The organism is Lentzea waywayandensis (assembly GCF_900115955.1).
GTDB lineage: Bacteria > Actinomycetota > Actinomycetes > Mycobacteriales > Pseudonocardiaceae > Lentzea > Lentzea waywayandensis.
In genome coordinates this window covers 31626-52001 of record NZ_FOYL01000024.1, presented here as the reverse complement: position 1 = coordinate 52001, position 20376 = coordinate 31626, and the positions used below count along the sequence as shown (strand labels likewise).

Genomic DNA, 20376 nt, shown 5'->3' with positions numbered 1-20376 from the left:
TTCTGCTTCCTATCATGATCAGCAAGCGGAGTGGCCAGATCTACGAGCTCATCATCCGTGGCGAGCTCGGCGACCACCACGCCCTGCTGTTCGAGGGGATGCACCTGGAGCGGGCCGGTGGCGACACCGTGCTCACTGGTGCCGTGTACGACCAATCCCACCTGTACGGCCTGATCCAACGGACCCAGGACCTCGGTCTCGAGCTCATGTCCGTCAACCAGGTGCCGAACGAGAGGAGGGCGAGTGAGTGACGCTCTCAGACAGACCCCCGAGTTGGTGACGCTGACCGTCAACGGGAGTGTGCATCAGGTGCAGCTCGACAGCCGCACGACGTTGCTCGACGCACTGCGCGACCACCTGGAACTGAGTGGTACCAAGAAGGGCTGCGACCAGGGGGCGTGCGGCGCGTGCACCGTGCTGCTGGACGGCAAGCGGATCGTGTCCTGCCTCGTTCTCGCCGCTCAGTGCGAGGGCCGGGAGGTGACCACGGTCGAGGGTGTGACAGTGGACGGCCGTCCGCATGCCGTGCAGGAGGCTTTCTGCCGGCACGACGCGCTGCAGTGCGGCTACTGCACCCCCGGCCAGGTCATGTCGGCGATCTCGCTGCTGGCCGAAGGACGAGCCGGCTCCGACGACGAGATCCGCGAGTTCATGAGCGGCAACCTCTGCCGGTGTGGCGCCTACCCGAACATCGTCGCCGCCATCCGCGAGGTCGCTGGACAGGAGGCAACGTCCCGGTGAGGGGTTTCGAGTACGTCCGGGCCACCGATGTGGGGAGCGCCGTCGCGCTGGTGAGCGGCGATCCCGGAGCGTCCTACCTGGCCGGTGGAACGACCCAGCTGGACCTGATGCTCAAGGACGCCGTTGTGCCGCAAGGCCTCCTGGTGGACATCGGCCGGCTTCCGCTGCGCGGGATCGCCACTGACGGCGACGTGCTGCGGGTCGGCGCGCTGACCACGATGGAGGAACTGGCCGCGGATCCCGTGGTCGCCGAGCGCGTGCCGTTCGTGAGCGAGGCCCTGCTCGCGGGAGCGTCGACCCAGCTGCGCAACATGGCCACAATCGGCGGAAACCTGTTGCAACGCACCAGATGCCGCTATTTCCGGGACATCGCGGTGACGGACTGCAACAAACGCACGCCCGGTTCGGGATGTGCCGCGGTCACGGGTGCCGCGCGGATGCACGCCATTCTCGGCGCCAGCGCGCATTGCATCGCGTTGCACGCGTCCGATCTCTGTGTGCCACTGCGGGCTCTTGACGCCGAGGTGCGGGTGGAGGGCGCCGCGGGGCAACGCACCATCGCGTTCGCCGACCTGCACGTGATGCCGGGTGAACGGCCGGACGTCGAGACCGTGCTGCGGCACGGGGAGATGATCAGCGAGGTGCTCGTGCCGCTGCTGCCGGCCGGGACGCGGTCGGGTTATCTGAAGGTCCGCGACCGGGTGTCCTACGAGTTCGCGCTGACCTCGGCGGCCGCCGCGCTGTCGATCGAGGACGGCGTCATCACGCTGGCACGTCTCGCACTCGGCGGGGTCGGCACGGTCCCGTGGCGGGCCACCGAGGCCGAACGGGTCCTCGTCGGCGCTCCGGCGACCGCCAGGACGTTCCTGGCCGCCGCCGAGGCCGCGATCCAGGATCCGTTCACGGTGCCCGGCACCGAGTTCAAGGTCGAGCTCGCCAAGCGCACGATCGTGCGCGTCCTGCGGACCGTCTCGGGAGAACAGTCATGACCGCGCTCGACCGGGTCGACGCACCGCTGAAGGTCTCCGGCAGCGCGCCCTACCCGTCGGACTTCACGCTGCCGGACCAGGTGCACGCGGTGCTGGTGCAGTCGACCGTTGCCGCCGGACGGATCAGCGCGATCGACACCACGGCGGCACTGGCCGCGCCCGGTGTCCTCGCGGTGATCACGCACGAGAACGCTCCTCCGTTGGCCGATCTGCCGATGACGCCTCTCGGTGCGCCGCCCCGGTTCCCGTTCAAGGACGACCGCATCATCCACTGCGGACAGCACGTGGCCGTCGTCGTCGCCGGAACGCACGAGCAGGCGGCCTCGGCGGCACGGCTCGTGCAGGTCTCCTACGAGACGGCCAAACCGGTGCTGGATCTGGACGATCCTCGCGCCGAGGTGGTGGACAACGGCTGGGGCATGGAGGTCGACGTCGGTGACGCCGAGGCCGCGCTGTCCTCCGCCGAGATCACCTACGAAGAGACGTTCGACATCGCCCCGGAGGCGAACAACCCGCTGGGCCTGTTCACCACGCTGGCGAGCTGGGACAGCGACCGGCTGACGGTCCACGACTGCTCCCAGTGGCCGATCATGACGCGCCAGGCGCTCGCGACCGCGTTCGGCCTGCCCGAGAGCGACGTGCGGGTGCTGGTGCCCTACCTGGGCGGTGGGTTCGGCGCGGGACTGCGCGCCTGGTCCCACACCCTGCTGGCCGCGCTGGCGGCACGGGTCGTGGGGCGCCCGGTCAAGCTGGTGCTGACCCGGCCGCAGATGTTCACGTCGGTGGGACACCGGGCGCGGTCGCGGCAACGGCTGCGGCTCGGCATGACCGGCGCCGGCCGGTTGGTGGCGATCGACCAGGAGAGCACCGCCGCGCTGGGCGCCGAGGAGGACAACTTCTCCGCCGTCGTGCTCGGCACACCGCACGCCTACGACTGCCCGAACGTCGCCACGCATGACCGGCAGGTGCGGCTGAACATCCCCAACCCCGGCTTCATGCGGGCGCCGGGGCACGCCGAAGGCAACTTCGCGTTGGAGTCCGCTCTCGACGAACTGTCGTACCGGGTCGGCATCGATCCGGTCGAGCTGCGGCTGCGCAACTTCGCCGAGGTCCATCCGCAGTCCGGTCTGCCCTGGTCGAGCAACGCGCTGCGCGAGTGCCTGCAGGTCGGCGCCGAGCGGTTCGGCTGGCGGGACCGCAGCCCGGTGCCCCGGTCGACGCGGGACGGGAACTGGCTGGTCGGGTACGGGATGGCCGGGGTCACCTTCGGGTGGTACGCGGCACCGTGCCGGGCGCGGCTGTCCATCCTCGCCTCGGGTACCGCCGTGCTCAAGGCCGCCGCCACCGACATCGGCACCGGCACGTACACGATCGCCGCGCAGCAGGTGGCCGAGCTGCTCGGCCTGCGGGTGGACCAGGTCCGGGTGGAGATCGGGGACAGCGACCTGCCGCCCGCGCCGCAGTCCGGCGGCTCTGGGCTGGCCGTCGCGCTGACCGGCGCGATTCAGGTTGCCGCCGCCAACCTGCTGCGGGCCCTCCTGGACGAGGTGGCCGCCGACGCGCGGTCGCCGTTGAGGGGGAGAAGACTGGACGAGGTCACCGCAAGCGACGGCCGGCTTCACCTGATCGACGATCCGGCGGTCGGCGAGAAGTACGCGGATGTGCTGGCACGTCATGGACTCGACGAGCTGACCGCGGACGGCGAGCTGGACCTCGCCGCCGCGGCCGCCGACGCGGGTGTGGCGCCCGCAGGGGCGTTCGCGGCGCGGTTCGCCGAGGTCCGCGTCGACGAGGACCTCGGCCTGCTGCGCGTCACCCGGCTGCTGTCCGTTGTGGACGGTGGTCGCATCCTGAACGAGAAGACGGCACGCAGCCAGATCATCGGTGGCACCGTGATGGGGATCGGGATGGCCATGTTCGAGGAGGTCGCCTTCGACCACGCCACGGGCCGGGTGGCGAACGCCACCTTCGGCGACTACCTGATCCCGGTCAACGCCGACGTGCCCGACCTCGACGTGGTGTTCGTCGGTGGACCTGACGCGTTCAGCCCGACCGGCGTGAAGGGCCTCGGCGAGGTCGGCGTGGTGGGTGTGCCCGCCGCGATCGCGAACGCCGTCTATCACGCCACCGGACGCAGAATCCGGTCGCTGCCCATCACGATCGACCAACTGATGTGACATCGAGAAGCTTGGATCACCGCCAGACGGACGTCGGAGAGGAGCTGGTCGGCCGGGAGCACGAATTCGGTGTTGTCCGGGCGTTCGTGAACCGGGCTTCATCCGACGGTGGGGCGCTGGTGTTGTCTGGACAGCCAGGTGTCGGCAAGACCGCGCTGCTGGCCGCGGCGGTGAGAGTCGCACGAGAAGCCGGCACGCGGGTCCTGTACGTGGCAGGCGTGGAGTCCGAGACCGGCATGGCCTTCTCCTGGCTGCACCAGGTGCTCTGCCGGCTCCACAGGGAGACTGAACTGCTCGACGCCGTGGATCGTGCCGCCCTGTCCGCGGCGGTGCGTCACGACAGCGGCGGGCGAGTTCACCGATCGAGTGTGTCCGCCGCGACGCTGGCACTCGTGCGATCGGGCGCGACGTCACGTCCCCTGCTGATCGTCGTCGACGACGCGCACCGGCTCGACCGGCCTAGCGCAGCCGTGCTCGGATTCGTGGCTCGCCGCCTCGCCGGCAGCCGCATCGGACTCATCGCGGCGTCCGGCGTCGAGGGCGACCCTTTCCTCGGCTCCGGTCAACTGCCGGAGTACGAGGTGCTCCCACTCGGTGCGGATGCCGCGAGTCAACTGCTGGAGCTTCGTTTTCCGGGCCTGGCGGTCTCGGTCCGCCAGCGGGTGCAGGCGGAGGGACAGGGGAACCCCCTGGCCCTCCTCGAGCTGCCCGCCGCGCTGAGTGACCGCCAGCGCGCCGCGCTGGAGCCGTTGCCGGAGATCCTGCCGCTCAGCAGGCGTCTGCGAGCGTTGTTCACCGCCGAGGTCTCCTCTCTGCCGGCCAGGACCACCTGGCTGCTCCTGCTCGCCGCGTTGGAGGGCAGCGGTGAACTCGCTGCCCTGCGGGCGGTCAGCGGCGAGAACGGCGAACTCGCGGACCTCGCGCCGGCGGAACAGGCCGGACTGGTCGGTGTCGAACGCATCTCCGGCAGGCTGACCTTCAGGCATCCGGCGGTCCGGTCGACCGTGGTGAGTGTGTCCACCGATGGCGAACGCCGACGCGCGCACCTGGTGCTCGCGGAGGTGCTGACCGAGCGGCCCGAGCGGCGGGCGTGGCATCTGGCAGGTGCGGCGGCAGGACCGGACGAGCAGGTCGCCGCGCTGCTGGACGAGGCGTCGGCGCACGCCCTGCGCCGGGGTGACGCGAACGGTGCGGTGGCCGCGCTTCTCCGCGCGGCCGATCTCAGCCCTCGTCCCGCCGATCGCGGCCGGCGACTCGTCGAGGCGGCCTACGTCGGAGCGGGCGTGGCCGGACAGTTGGAGACGGTGCCGCGACTGCTCATCGACGCGAGCCGAGCCGACCCCGAGCTGGGCGGCTCACTGCACGTCGCGATCGCCACCGCCTACCTGCTGGTCAACGAGGACGGTGATGTCGACACCGCGCACCGCGTGCTCTCCGGCGCGATCGACGCCATCGCGGATCCGGGTGACGCTCGGAACATGGGCCTGATCGAGGCGTTGCACTGTCTGGCCATGGTGTGCTTCTTCGGCGGACGCGCCGAGCTCTGGGAGCCGTTCCACGCCGCGGTGGCCCGGCTGGAACCGGAACCTCCGCCGCTGCTGGACCTGCTCGGAACCGCGTTCGCCGACCCGGCCCGCCTCACCGCGCCGATCCTCCGCCGACTGGACGCCGCCATTGACCGGTTGAGCATCGAGACCGATCCCGTCCGGATCCTGCGGACCGGCATCGCGGCCTCCCACGTCGACCGGCTGGCGGGCTGCCGCGCCGCGTTGTGGCGGATCGTCCACGCCGGACGGGACGGCGGCGCTGTCACGTCCGGGATCGAAGCACTGTTCCTGCTGGGCAACGACGACTACCTGGCCGGCAGGTGGGACGAGCTCGAGCGACTGTGCGAGGAGGGGCTAAGACTCTCCGCACTGCGCAACTACCGATTGCTCTCGCTGCCGGGTATCTACCTCCGCGCCATGGTCGCCGCGGTCCGTGGCGACCATGCCCGCACCCGCGCGCTGACTGCCGAGATGGGACGGTGGGCGGCACCTCGGAAGGTCGGGGTGGTGCAGGTTTACGTCGCACACGTCAGAACGCTCGCCGCACTGGGGTGCGGAGACTTCGAGACCGCCTACCTGCAAGCGTCCACGATCAGCCCGCCAGGCGTCCTCGCCTCACACGTTCCGCACGCGCTGTGGCTCGTGCTGGACCTGGTAGAAGCCGCTGTGCGCACCGGGCGGCACGCCGAGGCTTCGGCCCACGTCGAGGCGGTGCTAGCCGCCGGTGTGGCGGCCACCTCCGCACGGCTCACGCTCCTGGTCGGCGCGGCGACGGCCATCTCCGCGCCTGCTGCCGCGGCCGGCGCGTTGTTCGAGCAGGCACTCGCCGTTCCCGGTGTAGAACGGTGGCCGTTCCACCTCGCCAGGGTGCACCTCGCCTATGGAGAACACCTGAGGCGCACCCGAGCCGTCGCGGAGTCACGAGTGCACCTCGTCGCCGCGCTGGACGGCTTCGAGCGCCTCTCCGCCGCGCCGTGGACGGCCCGTGCCCGCAACGAGCTGCGCGCGGCAGGCCGCAACCCCGCGCCGATGGGCGCGGAGCCGGCCTCACTCACCCCGCAGGAACGGGCGATCGCCCTCCTCGCCGCCACGGGCCTGACCAACAAGCAGATCGGCCAGCGCCTCCTGCTGTCACCCCGAACCATCGGCGCTCATCTGTACCGGATCTTCCCCAAGCTGGGCATCGCCTCGCGCGCGGCGCTCCGCGATGCCCTTGATCGACAACGCCGGTTCTAGTGGTGCGGTGGCTGGGAAACCTCCAGGACGATCTTTCCCGGGCTGTGGCCGTCTGCGAGCGCCTGCTGCGCCTCGGCGGCCTTCTCCAGCGGGTAGGTGGCGGCGACCCGGACCGAGACCCGGCCCGCCTCGACCAGGTGGACCAGCGCGGTGAAGTCCGCCGTGTCGAGACGTGCGCTGACCTGGATCGCGCCCGGAAAGGTGGATCCCGCCACCGTGGCCACCCGCACGAACGGCGTACCCACCTCGGCTGTGTCGGCGAGCGTGTCACCGCCCACGACATCGAGAACGGCGTCCACCCCGCCTGGCGCGAGGGCCCGGACGCGGCCGGCGAGGCCGTTTCCGTAACCGACCGGCTCCGCGCCGAGGGAACGCAGGTACTCGTGGTTGCCAGGGGATGCGGTACCGATCACCCGCGCGCCGGCGGCGACGGCGATCTGCACAGCGAGAGAGCCGACCCCACCTGCCGCCCCATGGACGAGCAACGTCTCGCCGGCCGAGATCGCCAGGCTTCGCGTCACGGCTCGATAAGCGGTGAGACCGGCCAGCGGCAACCCGGCGGCCTGAGCCCAGGTCTGGTTGATGGGCTTGCGGACCAGTGTCCGCACGTCGGCCGACACCAACTCGGCGTAGCCACCGTGCTGACGCAGGGACTCGCCGCGGATGTAGCCGATGACCTCGTCGCCGGGGGCGAACTCCGGCGCTCCGGGTCCGGCCTGCTCGACCACGCCCGCCACGTCCCAGCCGGGAATCACCGGGAAATACGCGTCGACGGTGTGCGCCACGGCCCCGGATCGGTAGGCGGCGTCCGCAGGGTTCAACCCGGCTGCCACGACGCGCACGAGCACCGAGTCCATCTGCATCTTCGGCTCCGGTAGCTCGGCGACCTCGAGGACGTCGGCATCGCCGTACCGGCGGTAGACGATCGCTCTCATCAGCCGGCCGCCATCGGCATGTCGAGCAGGACACGGTGGCCCACGATCTTCCATTTGCCGTTGACCTTGCGCAGATCGGTGTCGTAGTACCCGGACTCGATCGGCTTGACCTCTCCCTGCGCACCGCGGGCACCCTCGGGCCAGCCGTCGGCCGGACGTTCGGCGGCGCGGGTCTGGAAGACCACGAACTGGGCGTTCAGGTGCGCCTCGTCGCCGTTGACATCGATGATGTGGTCGCCGGTCAGGTGATGGCTGGAGCCGCCTGGTGGATGAGGCTCCATGAAGTTGTCGACCGCGTATGCGACGGCGTCCCCGCCGATCAGCGGTTCTCCGAACGGCTTGTATTCGTCGGGGCCCGTCTTGCACAGGATCCTCACGATCGCGTCGTCGGTGAACAACGCGCCCTGGCCCTTTCCGTCGCGCCGATCGGTGGCGCGGACATAGAGTGCCAGCACGTTCTGGATCTTTCGTTCTTCTGTCATGAAAGTTCGGCCTCGTCAGTTCTCTGAGTGCACGTTGATCACGAGTTTTCCTTGGCCCGTGCCCTGTTCCACGTGTGTGTGCGCATCGTTCACGGTGTCGAGAGTGAACCGGCGCGGGTCGAGCACAGGCCGCAACAGCCCCTTGTCGGCGAGGGCGGTCGCGTGGCGCAGGATCTCGCCGTGATGCGCCCGCCCGCGCCCGGTCAGCATCGGCAGCAGGGTGAACACACCGGAATAGGTGGCACCGCGGAACGACAGCGGTGCGAGCGAATGCGTGCCCCAGCCGAGCGCACTGACGACGTGGCCGGTGTAGGTGCGCACTGCGGCGAAGGACGCGTCCAACGTCGCACCGCCGATGGTGTCGACGATGACGTCGAAACCTTCTCCGCCGGTGTGTTCCCGCACGTACTCGTCGACCGGTGTGGTGACGTGGTCGATCGGGGTCGCTCCGAGGCTCTCGATCGTCTTCAGGCTGCGCGCCGAACCGGTCGCCCACACCTCCGCGCCCCGCGCCAGGGCGAGCTGGACAGCCACGTGCCCGACCCCGCCCGCACCTCCGTGCACCAGCACCTTCTGTCCTGACTGGACGTTCGCGCGGTCGACCAGGCCCTCCCACGCGGTGATCACCGCCAGCGGCAGCACCGCCGCTTCTCTCGTCGTCAAAGACGACGGCGCCGGAGCGAGCAACTCGGCGTCGACGGAGGCGTACTCGGCGAGCGAACCCTGTAGATCACCGACGCCACCGGTCAGCCCGTAGACCACGTCGCCTGGTTGGAACGTCGTCACGCCAGGGCCGACCGCCTCGACCACGCCTGCCAGGTCGAGCCCGAGCACGGCAGGTGGCTGGACCCTGGCATGGGCCGCCTTCCCGGCACGGATCTTGGTGTCCAACGGGTTGACCCCGCTCGCCTCGACGCGGACGAGAACCTGGCCCGCGGACACCTCTGGTGTACGGATCTCCCTGACGGTCAGCGGACTGCCGAATTGGTCGAGCACGATCGCACGCATGGCCACACCTCACAGGTCGTCGTCGTGTCAGAAGTCTGCTTCGAACCGCGTTCGAAGGCATCAGTTGAACGACTTAACGCCGGCGGTGACGCCGCACCACGTGCCAGCCGGAGAAGAAATAGCGGCTGCGGGTGACACTCTCGGGGGAGTTTCGCGCTCCAGGACAGATGTGGACGTGGTCGTCGCGCCCACGGGGGACGGAAGACTCCTGCGTTCGGCAAATTCACAGGCCAGGGATACTGAGCCTTGCGCTCGCCATTCAATCGATTGCTCCTGAAATGGTTCACATCTGAGGCGCCTTGCAGTCCTCGGGCCTGGGGAAGGCGAACCGTCGACGATCAACTGCGGTACTGGCCCGCCGTCCACTGAACCAGGGAAGGGCGCGGAGAAGCCATGACTGCCGAGGCAGGCCGCGATACCCTCCAGGTATGGAACTCTTGGAGACTCGGGAGCTCGTCTATTTCGTGACGGTGGCGGAGGAACTGCATTTCACCCGTGCCGCGGAGCGTCTGTCCATGGCACAACCGCCCTTGTCCAGGGCCATCTCGAGGCTCGAACGCCGCGTGGGCGTGGCTCTGCTCCGACGGACCAGCCGCAGCGTCGAGCTCACCTCGGCGGGTCTAGTCTTCCTCGCCGAATGCCGGCGCCTGCTGGCGGGCATCGACAACGCGGTGCGGCGCACGCAGAGAGCCGGCCAGCCCCCTGGGCTCATTCTCGCCGTGCGGCCTGGCACCGGCTCCCGCCTGCTGGCTCGGTTGCTCAGGTCCTACGACGGTGCCGAACCCGAGATCGTGTTCACGCACGACCAGACCAAGGCACTGCGCGAGGGCACAGCCGATGTCGCTCTCGTGTGTCTTGGCAGCGACGACCTCACGGATCTGCACACCGCACCGGTTGCCGAGGAAACTCCCGTCGCGCTGCTGCCGCGCAAGCACCGCCTGGCGAGCCGAGAGGCGGTGACCGTCTCCGAACTCCGCCGGGAGCGGTTCTTCCAGGAGCAGTGCCCGTTGATGGGGCTGGACGAAATACTCGATCGCGTCGCCTTCGGGCGTCTCGTCACCGTGGTGGGCTCCACAGCCAGCGAACGACTGACGGACGAGGTGTGCGCCGTGCCTGTGACCGACCTCCCAGGTACGACGCTGGCGCTGGGATGGCTGGGGCACGTCGCGGAGCCGGAGATCGGTGCTTTCGTCGAAGCTGTCCAGCACATCGCGGCGAACGGCGAACGGATGGTGGCGACCGAGGTCTGACCTTGCCGGCCGTCAGGCCCTGGGGGCGAAGAGGATTCCGTCAGGCTTGGTGGAGTTGAACAGGCCGTGGAACCGGTCGCCGATCCAGAAGGAGTGGGTGCCGCGGCTGTCCATGTGTCAGTCAACCAGATCCTGCCCGGCAGACGCCGTGGAAATCGTCGCTGCCTGAGGCCCCGATTCGGTTCATGGTCCTTTCTGGGACTGTCCAGCCGGTTGGACAGTCATCGCGAGTTCGATCCAACAGTCTCGCATCTGCACCTGGTCATCACGGCGTCCCATGTAGAGCAGGTCGCCGTGATCGTCGTACCGCACGAGGCCGCCTGTGCGGTATCAGCGGTGCCCATGCGCCTCGAAATGGCGGCCGATGTCATCGCTCTTGCCGAGGTCTCAAGGTGCAGACAAACGTGTCCGAGGTGCCGATTTGGGGCGCTGGCCGAGAAGTTGAACGCCAGCGCCGCGAAGGTGGTTGGTATGACTACGCAGCTGCCGGCGACGCCGGACGTGCCGGTGATCCGCACCGACTTTTCCGACCAAGAGGCCTGGGAACGGATCAAGGCCGGGATCGGGTGGGTCACGCCGGACGAGTTCGAGGCCAACGTCAGTTTTGTCGATGACCCGGTGTTCGCTGGGGCTACGGTCGCCGAGCTGTTGGCGGCTGGGCCGGACCGCCCCACGCACGCGTTGTTGCTGGTTGTTGACGAGACCACGATTCGGTCTGCTGAGCACCCGATTCTGGTTGTGGACCTCGGATCGGAGGCTGATCCGGACCAGGGCTGGCCCGGGGAAGCCGCTGGGCGGTCGTTTCGGGCTCTTCCTCACACCATTCAGGAGATCGAGAACAACCTCACGATCGCCAACATGGATTGGGGGGACTTCGCCGACGGGGTTGATGAGGACGGCGTGCGGCGGGAGCACATGATCTACGGGCGTGTTGAGGACTTGGAAGCTGAGGCTGACGACTGAGGCGCATTACCCCTACGGAGATCGACCCTGATTGTTCCTCTCCGGGACTCGTTCGACAGCGGTCGGCAGCGAACGGCCGCGTCCAAACTCAGAGGCGAGCGTTCCTGATCCGGAGGGGAACAGTCGTGAACAGAACACGGACCGGGGGCCCGCCGACGGCTGCCGGTATTTCGAACGCGGCTCTGTCCGCGCTTGCGAACGCACCTGCGGCGAGCTGCTTCGGGCGGCACCGTCCCTGTTGATCTGGGCAACGTCTCGCCGATGTTCGTCGGCGGGCAGAACGTCTCTGCCAGCGAGTTTCCTGGCATCGTCGCGGGCAAGCGTGCAGATGCGACGCGGCCGGAGGGGCAGACCTTCACAGGTATGCTTGTGGCGCCGCGCAAGATCCTCATCGCGGCGTACTGCGCGGATGCCCACGGGGAGAAGAGAGTTCGTCTTCGGGCCCAGCGACCTCAAGGACTACTGGGGGCGGTGCCAGGTCCGGGTTCGCCGTGAACGTGATGAGTTACCTGGCAAGAATGGGTTGGGGTTCAGATAAGGCAGGAAGGACTTCAACGACAACTCGCACGACGTCGCGCTCGACAAGGCGACGTGCGGGTGGTCGACGGTGACTGGGTGTCAGGCGTTGGCGCGAGCTTCAAGTCGGCGACCATGATCTCAGCTGGGCCCTGCTCCAACTGCCGTTCGCTCCCGCGTTGCTGGTCGCCATCATCGCGTTCATGGTGAGGCACGTGCCGGGCATCAACGCTCTGATCAAGAAGAACGGCGCCGACGCGGCCGTGGCTCTGGTCTCGCTGGCCACGGCCCCGCTGACGCCGTTCTTCAGTGCGGAGGTACTGCTGGTCGTCGTGTTGGTCAGGCGAACGGCTGCTCGTTCGGCTGGAACACCGCGCCGTCAGCCGGCGGCGTGAGGTCGAGCAGGTACTTCGCGACCGCCGTGTCGGTGCCGGCCGAGCGGCCCAGGATGCAGTGGCCGAACGCGTCGACGCTGATCAGCCGCGCGTTGCCGAGCTGCTTGGCCATGCGCTGCGCGAACAGGTACTGCGTCGCCGGGTCGTAGTAGTTGCCCACCAGGACGATCGGGTTCTTGGTGGGCCTGTCCCACGGGCCGATCCAGCGGTCCGGGTTGTTGGTCGGCCAGGTCGGGCACGTCATCAGCCCGGAAGCGGCCTGGTAGCGGCCGAACGTGGGCGATTCCTGCTCCCACTTGCTGGCCGTCTGCGCCCAGAAGCGGTTCGTGCGCAGGTACGGCTTGTCGGTGCAGTTGACGCCGTAGAACGAGTCGTCCGCGGTGTACGGGGTTCCCGACTGCGGGGCGATGTCCAGGCGGTCGTTCTGGTTCGCCAGCGGCGGCGGAGGCTCCACGGTGGACTGAAGGGCCAGAGCCGCCGACGGGTTCAGCGCGTTGTGCACGCTCTGCAGCCACGCCGCCAGCGTGCCGAAGCGCGACGGTGCGTACAGGTCGCCGTACACGCGGCCGATCAACGTGGCGAGGGCGACCTTGCTGCCGTCGGGCAACGTGACCGGGCCTGCGGCGAGCGCCTTCCTCATCGCCTCGAACTTGGAGCGGGCATCGCCGGCGAAGGCGCACTTCGCCACACCCACGCTGTCGCAACGCTTCAGCATCGCGTCGAAAGCGATCTCGAAGCCACGGGCGCTCTGGCGGTCGTTCTCCTCGCCGTTCGTCAGACGCAGCGGCGCGTCGACGTTGCCATCGAGCACCATCGCTCGGACACGATGCGGGAAGATGTTCGCGTACGTCGAGCCGATCACCGTGCCGTAGGAGAAGCCGACGAAGTTGAGCTGCTTTTCGCCGATGGACTCGCGCATGATGTCGAGGTCGCGCGCGACGGCCTCGGTCGACATGTGGTTGAGCAGCGGACCGGCGTTGACCTTGCAGTAGTCCGTGTAGAGCTTGGCCTGCCTGATGGAGCTGGAGATCTCTTCCTCCGTCCGCGGCAGGGGGGACCGGCCCTGGTTCACCGCGTCGGCCTCCTCCTTGGTGCGGAAGCAGCGCATCGGGTTGCTGCGCGCGACGCCGCGCGGGTCGAAGCCGATGACGTCGAACCGGTCGAGCACGGTGGCGTGGAGATAGTTCTTGACCAAGGCGCCGTGCAGCACGCCGGAAAGGCCGGGACCACCGGGGTTGAGAAAGATCGAGCCGATCCTGCGCGACGGGTCGTTCGCCGCGCGCTTGATCATGAAGATGCCCGTCTTCTCCCCGTACGGGCGTGAGTGGTCGACGGGTACGTCCTGGACGGCGCAGGTGAGGCGCGCGCGTTCCTCGGGCGTCACGGAGGGAGGCAACCCGGCGAGAACATCAGCCGCACACTGCCCCCAGGTAGCGGGTCTGACGGAAGCTGCCTGGGCGGCTGCGGTACCCAGACCGGAAACGAAGGTGCCGAGCACGAGCGCGCTCGAAAGCGCGACCCGTGCGAGCACAGAGGCAGGTGATGGTGTCATTCGCGTAGTCTCCGTTCAGTGTCGCTTTTGGACGGTTTGAGAGCCAGGCCGGTCAGCATCGACGTATCCGCGATCAGGCCGGGCGCCACCAGTTCGAAGCCGGTGAACAGCTGGGCGACCTTGCGTCTTCTGCGTGGATGCAGGGATCCGCAGGGCCCGGCGATGAGTTGCGCTGCGGCAGGAGTGAAGCGGCCGCCGAACCACGGTGTGAGGTGCGTTGCGGCCAGTGCGCTGCCGTGGGCGAGGGTTTCGCCGTAGGAGGGCAGGAACGTCAGGGCGCGCTCTGATTCCGGCAGCAGGTGCGCGAGGCCCACGGCCAGGACCCCGATCGGTTTGTGCAGCTTCAACGTTCCGGCCGTGATCGGTGGAATCAGGACCTGGCTCAGGCAGGTGGCGTCGGCCTGGAGGAAGTGCGTGCGTTCGCCGGCGATCAGGCGACCGTGTTCGACCACGGCCGGGTCGGTGTCCACGTGCACGACCTGCGCCTCCGGGTAGAGGCGGACGACCGTGTCCAGGACAGTGCCCCTCGCCGGCAGTCCGGAGCCCAGGTTCAGGAACTGGGTGATGCCCTGGTCGAGCATGAACTGGACGGCTCGGTTCAGGAACTCCTGTTCGCGGCTGAGGATCTTGCGGACCACCTGGGCCGCGTCGGGATGAGCGTCCGCGTAGTCGCGGTCGAAGGAGAAGTTGTGGTTGCCGCCCCGGAGGTAGTCGTGCACGCGTGCGACGCAGACCAGGTCTGCGTAGTGGTGGTCTGTCGCCGGGTTCGATGACGCGTGCATCTGAGTTCCTCCGTTGATTGCACGGTTGTAGTTGTACGTACGTACGGAGTCACGGTGGTCGGCGTGGTTCTGGCTGATGCTTGCCCGTGTGGCCTGTTTCTGCTGCACCGCTGAGCATCAGGTGGCAGGTCGGTAGCGGTTTCTGGTCCTTTCGGACATGTCTGGTCCTCGGAGATTCGGCTGCGGGCCGTTGTGGTGCTGCACTGAAAGCTCTTGCGAGCGTGAAGGAATCCGCCGATGCGATCTGAGCAGTCACCCGCGGTCAGACGGGCTGCGGCCTGGTGCCGCGAGTGCACGTCACGTTCCTGGCTGAGGCTGACGACACCGTGTTCGGGCAGTGTCAGGTGCCGCCCGGGGTGCGGTACCTGAGCGTTCCGGGCGTGTTGCGGTTGCCCCTGTTGAACGTGCAGCAGGATCGGTCCTGGTTTCGGCCGCCGGCCGCTGTCCGACGGTGATTCCTCGGACTGCTGCTGCGCTGGCCACGATCGTCACCACCGCGCCGCGCGTTACGGGTGGGCAGGGGTGGCACAAGGGCTCCGAGGCGTGAGCGCGGTCCAATCGGGTGACCTGTGGTTCATGGGGACTGGGTTCTACGTCTATCAGGGCAAGAACGTGGTCTGAGGCTGGTCATCCGACGTCTGGTTCGCCAAGGTCTTGATCAATTCTGTTGAAAGGACGGCTGCGATGGCGGTTCCGGACCCACGGTCGGTCGAGGACGCTCTGTTGCTCGAGGTGCATCGCGAACTGGTGCGTCAGCACGACGACGAGCGCGCGGAGGAGATCGTGGACCTGTTGGCTTCAGTGGTGGCGGGCGAGGAGCTGATCGCCGCCGTGGAGCGCCGTGACTCCGAGGCGATGGCGTTCCACGCCGGCTTGGTGTTGCGGAGCCTGCAGACGGGTCCCGCGGGTTACCCGTCAGTCGTGAATTTCTTTTAAGGAGGTGTTAAGAGAGAGTCCCTCATGATTGCACTCGATGCGAAATGGCAAGGAGGCCGTCGAGTGGATGCGACACCGGTTGCTGTGCAGGCCCAAACTCCAATTTTGGGGGCCGGAGTGATGGCGCTGCTGCGTGGACAGCCAGCTGTCGACATTGTTCTGGTGGAACAGTGGCAGGACGCGGATGTTCTCGTGGTGGTGCACGATCGCTTGAGGATTTCCGATTTGCGAGAGCTTCGGGAGAAAATGCCCGAGTTCACCAAGCCGATCGTCCTCGTGGTGCAGGAACTGCGGGAGTCGCAGTTGCTGGGCGCGGTCGAATGGGGGGTGCGCGCGGTCGTGCCGATGGCGCAGGCGACCGGGGACCGGTTGATTAGAACCATCACGGCCGTTGCCGCCGGTGCAGGGGAGATCCCGGCGAAGCTGATCGGGCCGCTGCTCGACCAGGTGCACACGTTGCACGACGCGGTGTTGCGGCCCAACGGGCTGACCAGCTCCGGCCTCACGCCGCGGGAGATCAACGTGCTCACGCTGATCGCAGACGGCAAGGACACCACCGAGGTCGCGCAGGCGCTGTGGTACTCCGAGCGCACGGTGAAGAACATCATCCAGGGCATGATCAGCCGCCTGAACCTGCGCAATCGCGCGCATGCGGTCGCCTACGCGGCACGAGCCGGCGTGATCTGAGGGTTCAGGTCGTCACGACCAGCTTCACGCCGACGCCGCGAACCGTGTGCAGGTAACGGGGGTTCGCGGCGGTTTCGCCGAGCTTGCGGCGCAACCACGACAAGTGCACGTCGATGGTCTGGTCGCTGGCCCTCTCGGAGGCTGCCCAGACCTGGTCGCACAGTTCCCGCCTGGTCACGACGCGGTTCGGGCGCTCGGCGAGGTAGACCAGCAGGTCGAACTCGCGCCTGGTGAGGGCGAGGTTCTGGCCGTGGAACGACGCGCTGCGCGCGTTCAGGTCGATGTGCAGGTCCCCGGCGGCGATGACGCGTTGTTCCTGGGCGTCGACTGCGGAAGTGCGGCGCAGCAACGCGCGCATGCGGGCGACCAGGTGATCAGCGGAGAACGGCTTGACCACGTAGTCGTCCGCGCCGGCCTCGAGCAGTTGCACGATGGAGGTCTCGCCGCGGCGCGCGGTCACTATGATCACCGGGACCGAGCTGATGCCGCGGATCATGCGCAGCGCGGCGGTGCCGTCGAGGTCAGGGAGGCCGAGGTCGAGCAGCACGATGTCCACCGGGCCGGCGGCGGTCTCCCGTAGCGCTTCGGCGGCGGTCGCGACCGCCACGACGGAGAACCGGCGCTCGGTCAACGCGCTGTGCAAGGCAGCTCTGATGCTGCAGTCGTCTTCGACGAGCAGAACGGATTGCATGCGACCTCGCGTGCGTCTGCGGACGGCCGGGTACGGCCCTCCAGGTGAACAGGGGCTGTGGCGAGATACTGCCCGGCGTTTCGGCGCGGAAGCCGCCCCGGCGGCGCATGCGGGTTGGAAGGGCATGGATTGATATCCCCTGAGACAACAACGTGCGAACGGATGCAATCGAAAGGTGGAATCTGAGTGATCCGGGTGCGCCTGCCGGAGGCCGACCCGGTCGTCACCGCTGGGGTGGAGAGCTGGCTGACATCGCATCCCGACATCAGCATTGCCACGGATTCACCCGCGGACGTGTTCGTGGCGGTCGAAGGCCTGGTCGACGGCTTCTTCTTCGAATCACTCGGGGAAACGGCGCGGCGAATCGGCGCGGTCGTGGTGCTGGCGCTCGACAACATGCCTGACGAGGCGTTGGACGCGGCGGTGCGGGCCGGGGTGGTGACCGTGTTGCCTCGCAAGACGATGGACCGCGATCGCCTGGTGAACGCGGTGATCACGGCATCGCTCGAGCTCACCGGTGACGAGGAGCTGTGGGAGGCGCTGGACGAGATGCGCGCGACGGGTCATCACGTTCCGGTGGCGGACCTGGACGCGTGGGACGTCCAGCTGCTGAATCTCGTCGCGGACGGCTGGGACAGCCACGAGATCGCCAAGAAGGTGTCGCTGTCGCCCCGAACAGTGATCAATCGAGTGCAGGCTGTCGTGCAGAAGTGCGGTGCGCGCAACAGGTTTGAAGTGGTGGCGCAGGCCGTACGCGCCGGGCTGGTGTGACGAACCGGATTGGTGTGACGAGCGCCGGGTCTGCAGTGAGCAGACCCGGCGCTTCGACTTACTTACTGCGAGAGTAGCTGGGCACAGCGGATCAGTCCCAGGTGAGAGTAGGCCTGGGGGTGGTTGCCGAGAGAGCGTTCGGTGATCGGGTCGTATTCCTCGGGGAGCAGGCCGGTGGGGCCGGCGGCGGCGACGATCTGGGCGAAGAGGTCTTCTGCTTCGGTGCGTCGGCCGGTCAGAAGATAAGACTCGATCATCCAGGCAGCGCACAGGTGGAAGCCGCCCTCGTCGCCCGGCAGGCCGTCGTCGCGGCGGTAGCGGTAGACGGTGGAGCCGGAGCGCAGCGAGGCCTCGATCGCCGTCACGGTCGACTGGAAGCGCTCGTCATCCGGGGCGATCAGACCGGACAGGCCGACGAACAGCGAGGCAGCGTCGAGGTCGTCGCCGTCGTAGGCCGTGGTGAAGGACTGGACCTCGTCATTCCAGCCGTTCTTCAGCACGTCGGCGGCGATCATGTCGCGCAGAGCGATCCACGACGGATCCAGCGCACGGCCGAACTGTTCGCCGAGCTTGATCGCGCGGTCGATCGTCAGCCAGCACATGACCTTCGAGTACACGTGGTGGCGCGGCGCGTGCCGCTCCTCCCAGATGCCGTGGTCGGGCTCGTGCCAGCGCCGCGAGACCGCCTCGGCCATCGCGTGCACCATCGTCCAGTCCTCGTCGGACAACGAACCCCGTGCCGTGGCAAGAGAAACCACCAGGTCGACGACCGGACCGAACACGTCGAGCTGCACCTGCTGGTTCGCGAGGTTGCCCACGCGCACTGGACGCGAACCCGCGTAACCGGGCAGCGTGTCGATGACGGCCTCGGCACCGAGCTGCGTGCCGTGCAACGTGTACAGCGGATGCAGCCGCTCCGGGCCCGGCACCGTCGCGAGCACACCGTGCAGCCAGCCGAGATAGGCCTCCGCCTCGGCGAACGACCCGAGCGACACCAGCGCGGAGGCGGTCATCGCGGCGTCACGCAGCCAGCAGTAGCGGTAGTCCCAGTTGCGGACGCCTCCCAGCTCCTCGGGCAATGACGTGGTCGCCGCGGCCATGATCGAGCCGGTCGGCACGTGCACGAGACCGCGCAACGTCAAAGCCGATCGCAGCACCAGATCGGGCTCGACCGCAGGCAACGTCAGCCCGGCCGCCCACGACGACCAATAGCTCGCCGCACGGCGGTGCCGCGCCGACTCCTCCGCGACAGCAGCGGACAGGTCGTCGGTGCCACAACGCAACTCCAGCACCACTGGAGCACCCTCCCGCAGCCGCACCACGGCGGAAGCGGTCTCGTGCACACCGTCGGAAGTGATCTCCCAAACCAGGCCCGGCGACCGCAGCACCATCGGGTCCGAGGTGCCGACCACGCGCAGGCCATCCGATTCGGATACCAACCGCCCCGGCACCTGGCCGAACTCCGGTCGCGGCGCGAACGTGATCACCGCGCTCGTCGAACCGGAGATCCTGCGCACCAGATCCGTGCGGTGCGAAGCCAGGTCGTGCTCCAGGTAGTCCGTCACCAGCAACCGCGACCACCGCGTCTCCACGATCATCGTGCCCGGCAGATAACGCTGCCCCAACGGCAATGCCCCGTGCTCCGGCTTGATCGAGAAGTGACCGGCACTGGGACCACCCAGCAGATCCGCGAAGAGCGCCGCAGAATCAGGTTCCGGGTGGCACAACCAGTTCACCTTGGCATCCGGCGTCACGAGAGCCACCGAACGCTCGTTCGCGAGCATCGTCAGGCGCTCGATCGGTACAGCCTGATCACCGTGCAACCACGCCCGTCGCTCCTCGAGCAGGAACGCCAGCACTGCGGCAACCGAGGCCGGATCCGCCACGCGGAACGACGCCTGCGACTGGCCGGCACCCACGCGGATGCCGACATCCGGCCCTGACAGGCGCGCAAACGCCTTCTCGTCCGTCACGTCGTCACCCAGGAACACGGCCGCCGTCGCGCCCACCTCGTGCCGCAGCACATCCAGTGCACAGCCCTTGTCGGTCTCGACGACCGAGAACTCTACGACCGCTTTGCCGTGCGTGATCTGCAGATCCACCGCTGTGCGCAGACCGGCCTCCAGCACCTTCAACATCCGCTGTGCCACGGACTCCGAGCAGTTGCGGTAGTGCACCGCGACGGCGGCGGGCTTCACTTCGAGCAGGGCGCCCGGTGTCACCCTGACCAGCGCCTCGAGTTCGCGGTGCAGCGCGGCGAGCGTGTCGCGGGTGTGCTCGGACAACACGTTGACGAAGCCGACGTCGAACTCCGAGCCGTGCGACCCGACGAGGCGCACCTCGCCCGGCAACCGTGAGAGCGCGGCCAGGTCGCGCAACGCACGCCCGGAGATCACCGAGCAGGTCGTCGCGTGCAGACCGGCGAGCGAGCGCAGTGCGGCCATCGAACGCTGGTCAGGGAAGGCCTCGTTGGGTGTGCTGGCGATCGGGGCCAGCGTGCCGTCGTAGTCGCACGCGACCAGCAGGTGCGGCGTCCTGGCGATGCCCGTCAACGATTGCCGGAGCTCGACCGGCAATGCCTGCACGGTCGTCGCACTGATTCCGTGAAAGTTACTTGCAAGAGCCGTCACTAGTTTTCCTCCGCCTACCCGGACTCACCGTGCAGGCAAGCACACACACCTCCGTTCCGGAAACCCGCTTGCCCTGCGACGCACAGTA

At 68.1% G+C, this 20376-nt stretch carries 18 protein-coding genes; 11 read left to right on the top strand and 7 right to left on the bottom strand.

What is annotated here, in order from left to right; genetic code table 11:
• The first annotated feature begins 14 nt into the window (after positions 1 to 14).
• The 5 genes from BM417_RS45335 to BM417_RS45315 are packed head-to-tail and all read left to right on the top strand — an operon-like array spanning position 15 to position 6690.
• Positions 15 to 251, top strand: coding sequence for a hypothetical protein (locus BM417_RS45335; protein WP_093606320.1), 237 nt, complete (start codon positions 15 to 17; stop codon positions 249 to 251).
• Positions 244 to 741 (top strand): (2Fe-2S)-binding protein, encoded by a 498-nt coding sequence (locus tag BM417_RS45330; protein WP_093606319.1) that lies wholly within the window; start codon positions 244 to 246, stop codon positions 739 to 741. Before BM417_RS45335 ends, BM417_RS45330 begins: the two co-directional genes overlap by 8 nt.
• The gene (locus BM417_RS45325; protein WP_093606318.1) at positions 738 to 1730 is read left to right on the top strand and encodes an FAD binding domain-containing protein; all 993 of its coding nucleotides are present in this window, start codon (positions 738 to 740) and stop codon (positions 1728 to 1730) included. Before BM417_RS45330 ends, BM417_RS45325 begins: the two co-directional genes overlap by 4 nt.
• On the top strand, positions 1727 to 3907 hold the full coding sequence (locus tag BM417_RS45320) for a xanthine dehydrogenase family protein molybdopterin-binding subunit (protein WP_093606317.1): 2181 nt from the start codon (positions 1727 to 1729) through the stop codon (positions 3905 to 3907). Before BM417_RS45325 ends, BM417_RS45320 begins: the two co-directional genes overlap by 4 nt.
• A gap of 11 nt (positions 3908 to 3918) precedes the next feature.
• Positions 3919 to 6690 (top strand): AAA family ATPase, encoded by a 2772-nt coding sequence (locus tag BM417_RS45315; RefSeq protein ID WP_093606316.1) that lies wholly within the window; start codon positions 3919 to 3921, stop codon positions 6688 to 6690.
• Here the strand turns inward: BM417_RS45315 and BM417_RS45310 are convergent.
• From BM417_RS45310 to BM417_RS45300, 3 genes are read right to left on the bottom strand one after another with little or no spacing between them, the layout of a single operon-like run.
• Positions 6687 to 7625, bottom strand: coding sequence for an NADP-dependent oxidoreductase (locus tag BM417_RS45310; protein WP_093606315.1), 939 nt, complete (start codon positions 7623 to 7625; stop codon positions 6687 to 6689). The genes BM417_RS45315 and BM417_RS45310 overlap by 4 nt on opposite strands.
• The gene (locus BM417_RS45305) at positions 7625 to 8107 is read right to left on the bottom strand and encodes a nuclear transport factor 2 family protein (RefSeq protein ID WP_093606314.1); all 483 of its coding nucleotides are present in this window, start codon (positions 8105 to 8107) and stop codon (positions 7625 to 7627) included. Before BM417_RS45305 ends, BM417_RS45310 begins: the two co-directional genes overlap by 1 nt.
• Positions 8108 to 8122: 15 nt before the next feature.
• A complete protein-coding gene (locus tag BM417_RS45300) occupies positions 8123 to 9115 on the bottom strand; it encodes a zinc-dependent alcohol dehydrogenase family protein (RefSeq protein WP_093606313.1) in 993 nt (330 codons plus the stop codon).
• A 428-nt stretch (positions 9116 to 9543) separates the two neighbouring features.
• On the opposite strand from BM417_RS45300, the gene BM417_RS45295 reads away from it, so the two are divergent.
• The 3 genes from BM417_RS45295 to BM417_RS45285 all read left to right on the top strand — a co-directional run bounded on the left by BM417_RS45295 (position 9544) and on the right by BM417_RS45285 (position 12239).
• Positions 9544 to 10365 carry a LysR family transcriptional regulator gene (locus tag BM417_RS45295; protein ID WP_093606312.1) on the top strand — a complete coding sequence of 274 codons (822 nt, stop codon included), beginning with the start codon at positions 9544 to 9546 and terminating at the stop codon, positions 10363 to 10365.
• A 294-nt stretch (positions 10366 to 10659) separates the two neighbouring features.
• Positions 10660 to 11328 carry a DUF6924 domain-containing protein gene (locus BM417_RS45290; RefSeq protein WP_143139103.1) on the top strand — a complete coding sequence of 223 codons (669 nt, stop codon included), beginning with the start codon at positions 10660 to 10662 and terminating at the stop codon, positions 11326 to 11328.
• A 695-nt stretch (positions 11329 to 12023) separates the two neighbouring features.
• Positions 12024 to 12239 (top strand): hypothetical protein, encoded by a 216-nt coding sequence (locus tag BM417_RS45285; RefSeq protein ID WP_093606310.1) that lies wholly within the window; start codon positions 12024 to 12026, stop codon positions 12237 to 12239.
• Here the strand turns inward: BM417_RS45285 and BM417_RS45280 are convergent.
• Both BM417_RS45280 and BM417_RS45275 read right to left on the bottom strand, forming a co-directional pair.
• Positions 12184 to 13623 (bottom strand): alpha/beta hydrolase, encoded by a 1440-nt coding sequence (locus BM417_RS45280; protein WP_322789060.1) that lies wholly within the window; start codon positions 13621 to 13623, stop codon positions 12184 to 12186. The two genes, BM417_RS45285 and BM417_RS45280, sit on opposite strands and share 56 nt — an antisense overlap.
• Positions 13624 to 13787: 164 nt before the next feature.
• A complete protein-coding gene (locus BM417_RS45275; protein WP_143139102.1) occupies positions 13788 to 14573 on the bottom strand; it encodes an SAM-dependent methyltransferase in 786 nt (261 codons plus the stop codon).
• 684 nt (positions 14574 to 15257) lie between these two features.
• On the opposite strand from BM417_RS45275, the gene BM417_RS45270 reads away from it, so the two are divergent.
• The gene (locus tag BM417_RS45270) at positions 15258 to 15509 is read left to right on the top strand and encodes a hypothetical protein (protein WP_093606307.1); all 252 of its coding nucleotides are present in this window, start codon (positions 15258 to 15260) and stop codon (positions 15507 to 15509) included.
• Positions 15510 to 15572: 63 nt separating this feature from the next.
• Complete coding sequence (locus BM417_RS45265) at positions 15573 to 16196, top strand: helix-turn-helix transcriptional regulator (RefSeq protein WP_245822859.1); 624 nt, start codon at positions 15573 to 15575, stop codon at positions 16194 to 16196.
• A 4-nt stretch (positions 16197 to 16200) separates the two neighbouring features.
• On the opposite strand, the gene BM417_RS45260 is transcribed toward BM417_RS45265, so the two are convergent.
• On the bottom strand, positions 16201 to 16887 hold the full coding sequence (locus BM417_RS45260; RefSeq protein WP_093606305.1) for a response regulator transcription factor: 687 nt from the start codon (positions 16885 to 16887) through the stop codon (positions 16201 to 16203).
• A 186-nt stretch (positions 16888 to 17073) separates the two neighbouring features.
• Between BM417_RS45260 and BM417_RS45255 the strand changes: the two genes are divergently transcribed.
• Positions 17074 to 17658: a helix-turn-helix transcriptional regulator gene (locus BM417_RS45255; RefSeq protein WP_093606304.1), complete on the top strand. Its 585-nt coding sequence runs from the start codon at positions 17074 to 17076 to the stop codon at positions 17656 to 17658.
• A gap of 62 nt (positions 17659 to 17720) precedes the next feature.
• Here BM417_RS45255 and otsB read toward each other — a convergent pair whose 3' ends face one another.
• Positions 17721 to 20243 carry a trehalose-phosphatase gene (gene otsB, locus BM417_RS45250; RefSeq protein ID WP_245822857.1) on the bottom strand — a complete coding sequence of 841 codons (2523 nt, stop codon included), beginning with the start codon at positions 20241 to 20243 and terminating at the stop codon, positions 17721 to 17723.
• Positions 20244 to 20376 lie beyond the last annotated feature (133 nt).

Coding starts and splice junctions, on each gene's coding strand:
- BM417_RS45335 (WP_093606320.1), top strand. CDS start 15: ATGATCAGCAAGCGGAGTGGCCAGATCTACGAGCTCATCATCCGTGGC.
- BM417_RS45320 (WP_093606317.1), top strand. CDS start 1,727: ATGACCGCGCTCGACCGGGTCGACGCACCGCTGAAGGTCTCCGGCAGC.
- BM417_RS45310 (WP_093606315.1), bottom strand. CDS start 7,625: ATGAGAGCGATCGTCTACCGCCGGTACGGCGATGCCGACGTCCTCGAG.
- BM417_RS45305 (WP_093606314.1), bottom strand. CDS start 8,107: ATGACAGAAGAACGAAAGATCCAGAACGTGCTGGCACTCTATGTCCGC.
- BM417_RS45300 (WP_093606313.1), bottom strand. CDS start 9,115: ATGCGTGCGATCGTGCTCGACCAATTCGGCAGTCCGCTGACCGTCAGG.
- BM417_RS45295 (WP_093606312.1), top strand. CDS start 9,544: ATGGAACTCTTGGAGACTCGGGAGCTCGTCTATTTCGTGACGGTGGCG.
- BM417_RS45275 (WP_143139102.1), bottom strand. CDS start 14,573: ATGCACGCGTCATCGAACCCGGCGACAGACCACCACTACGCAGACCTG.
- BM417_RS45270 (WP_093606307.1), top strand. CDS start 15,258: ATGGCGGTTCCGGACCCACGGTCGGTCGAGGACGCTCTGTTGCTCGAG.
- BM417_RS45260 (WP_093606305.1), bottom strand. CDS start 16,887: ATGCAATCCGTTCTGCTCGTCGAAGACGACTGCAGCATCAGAGCTGCC.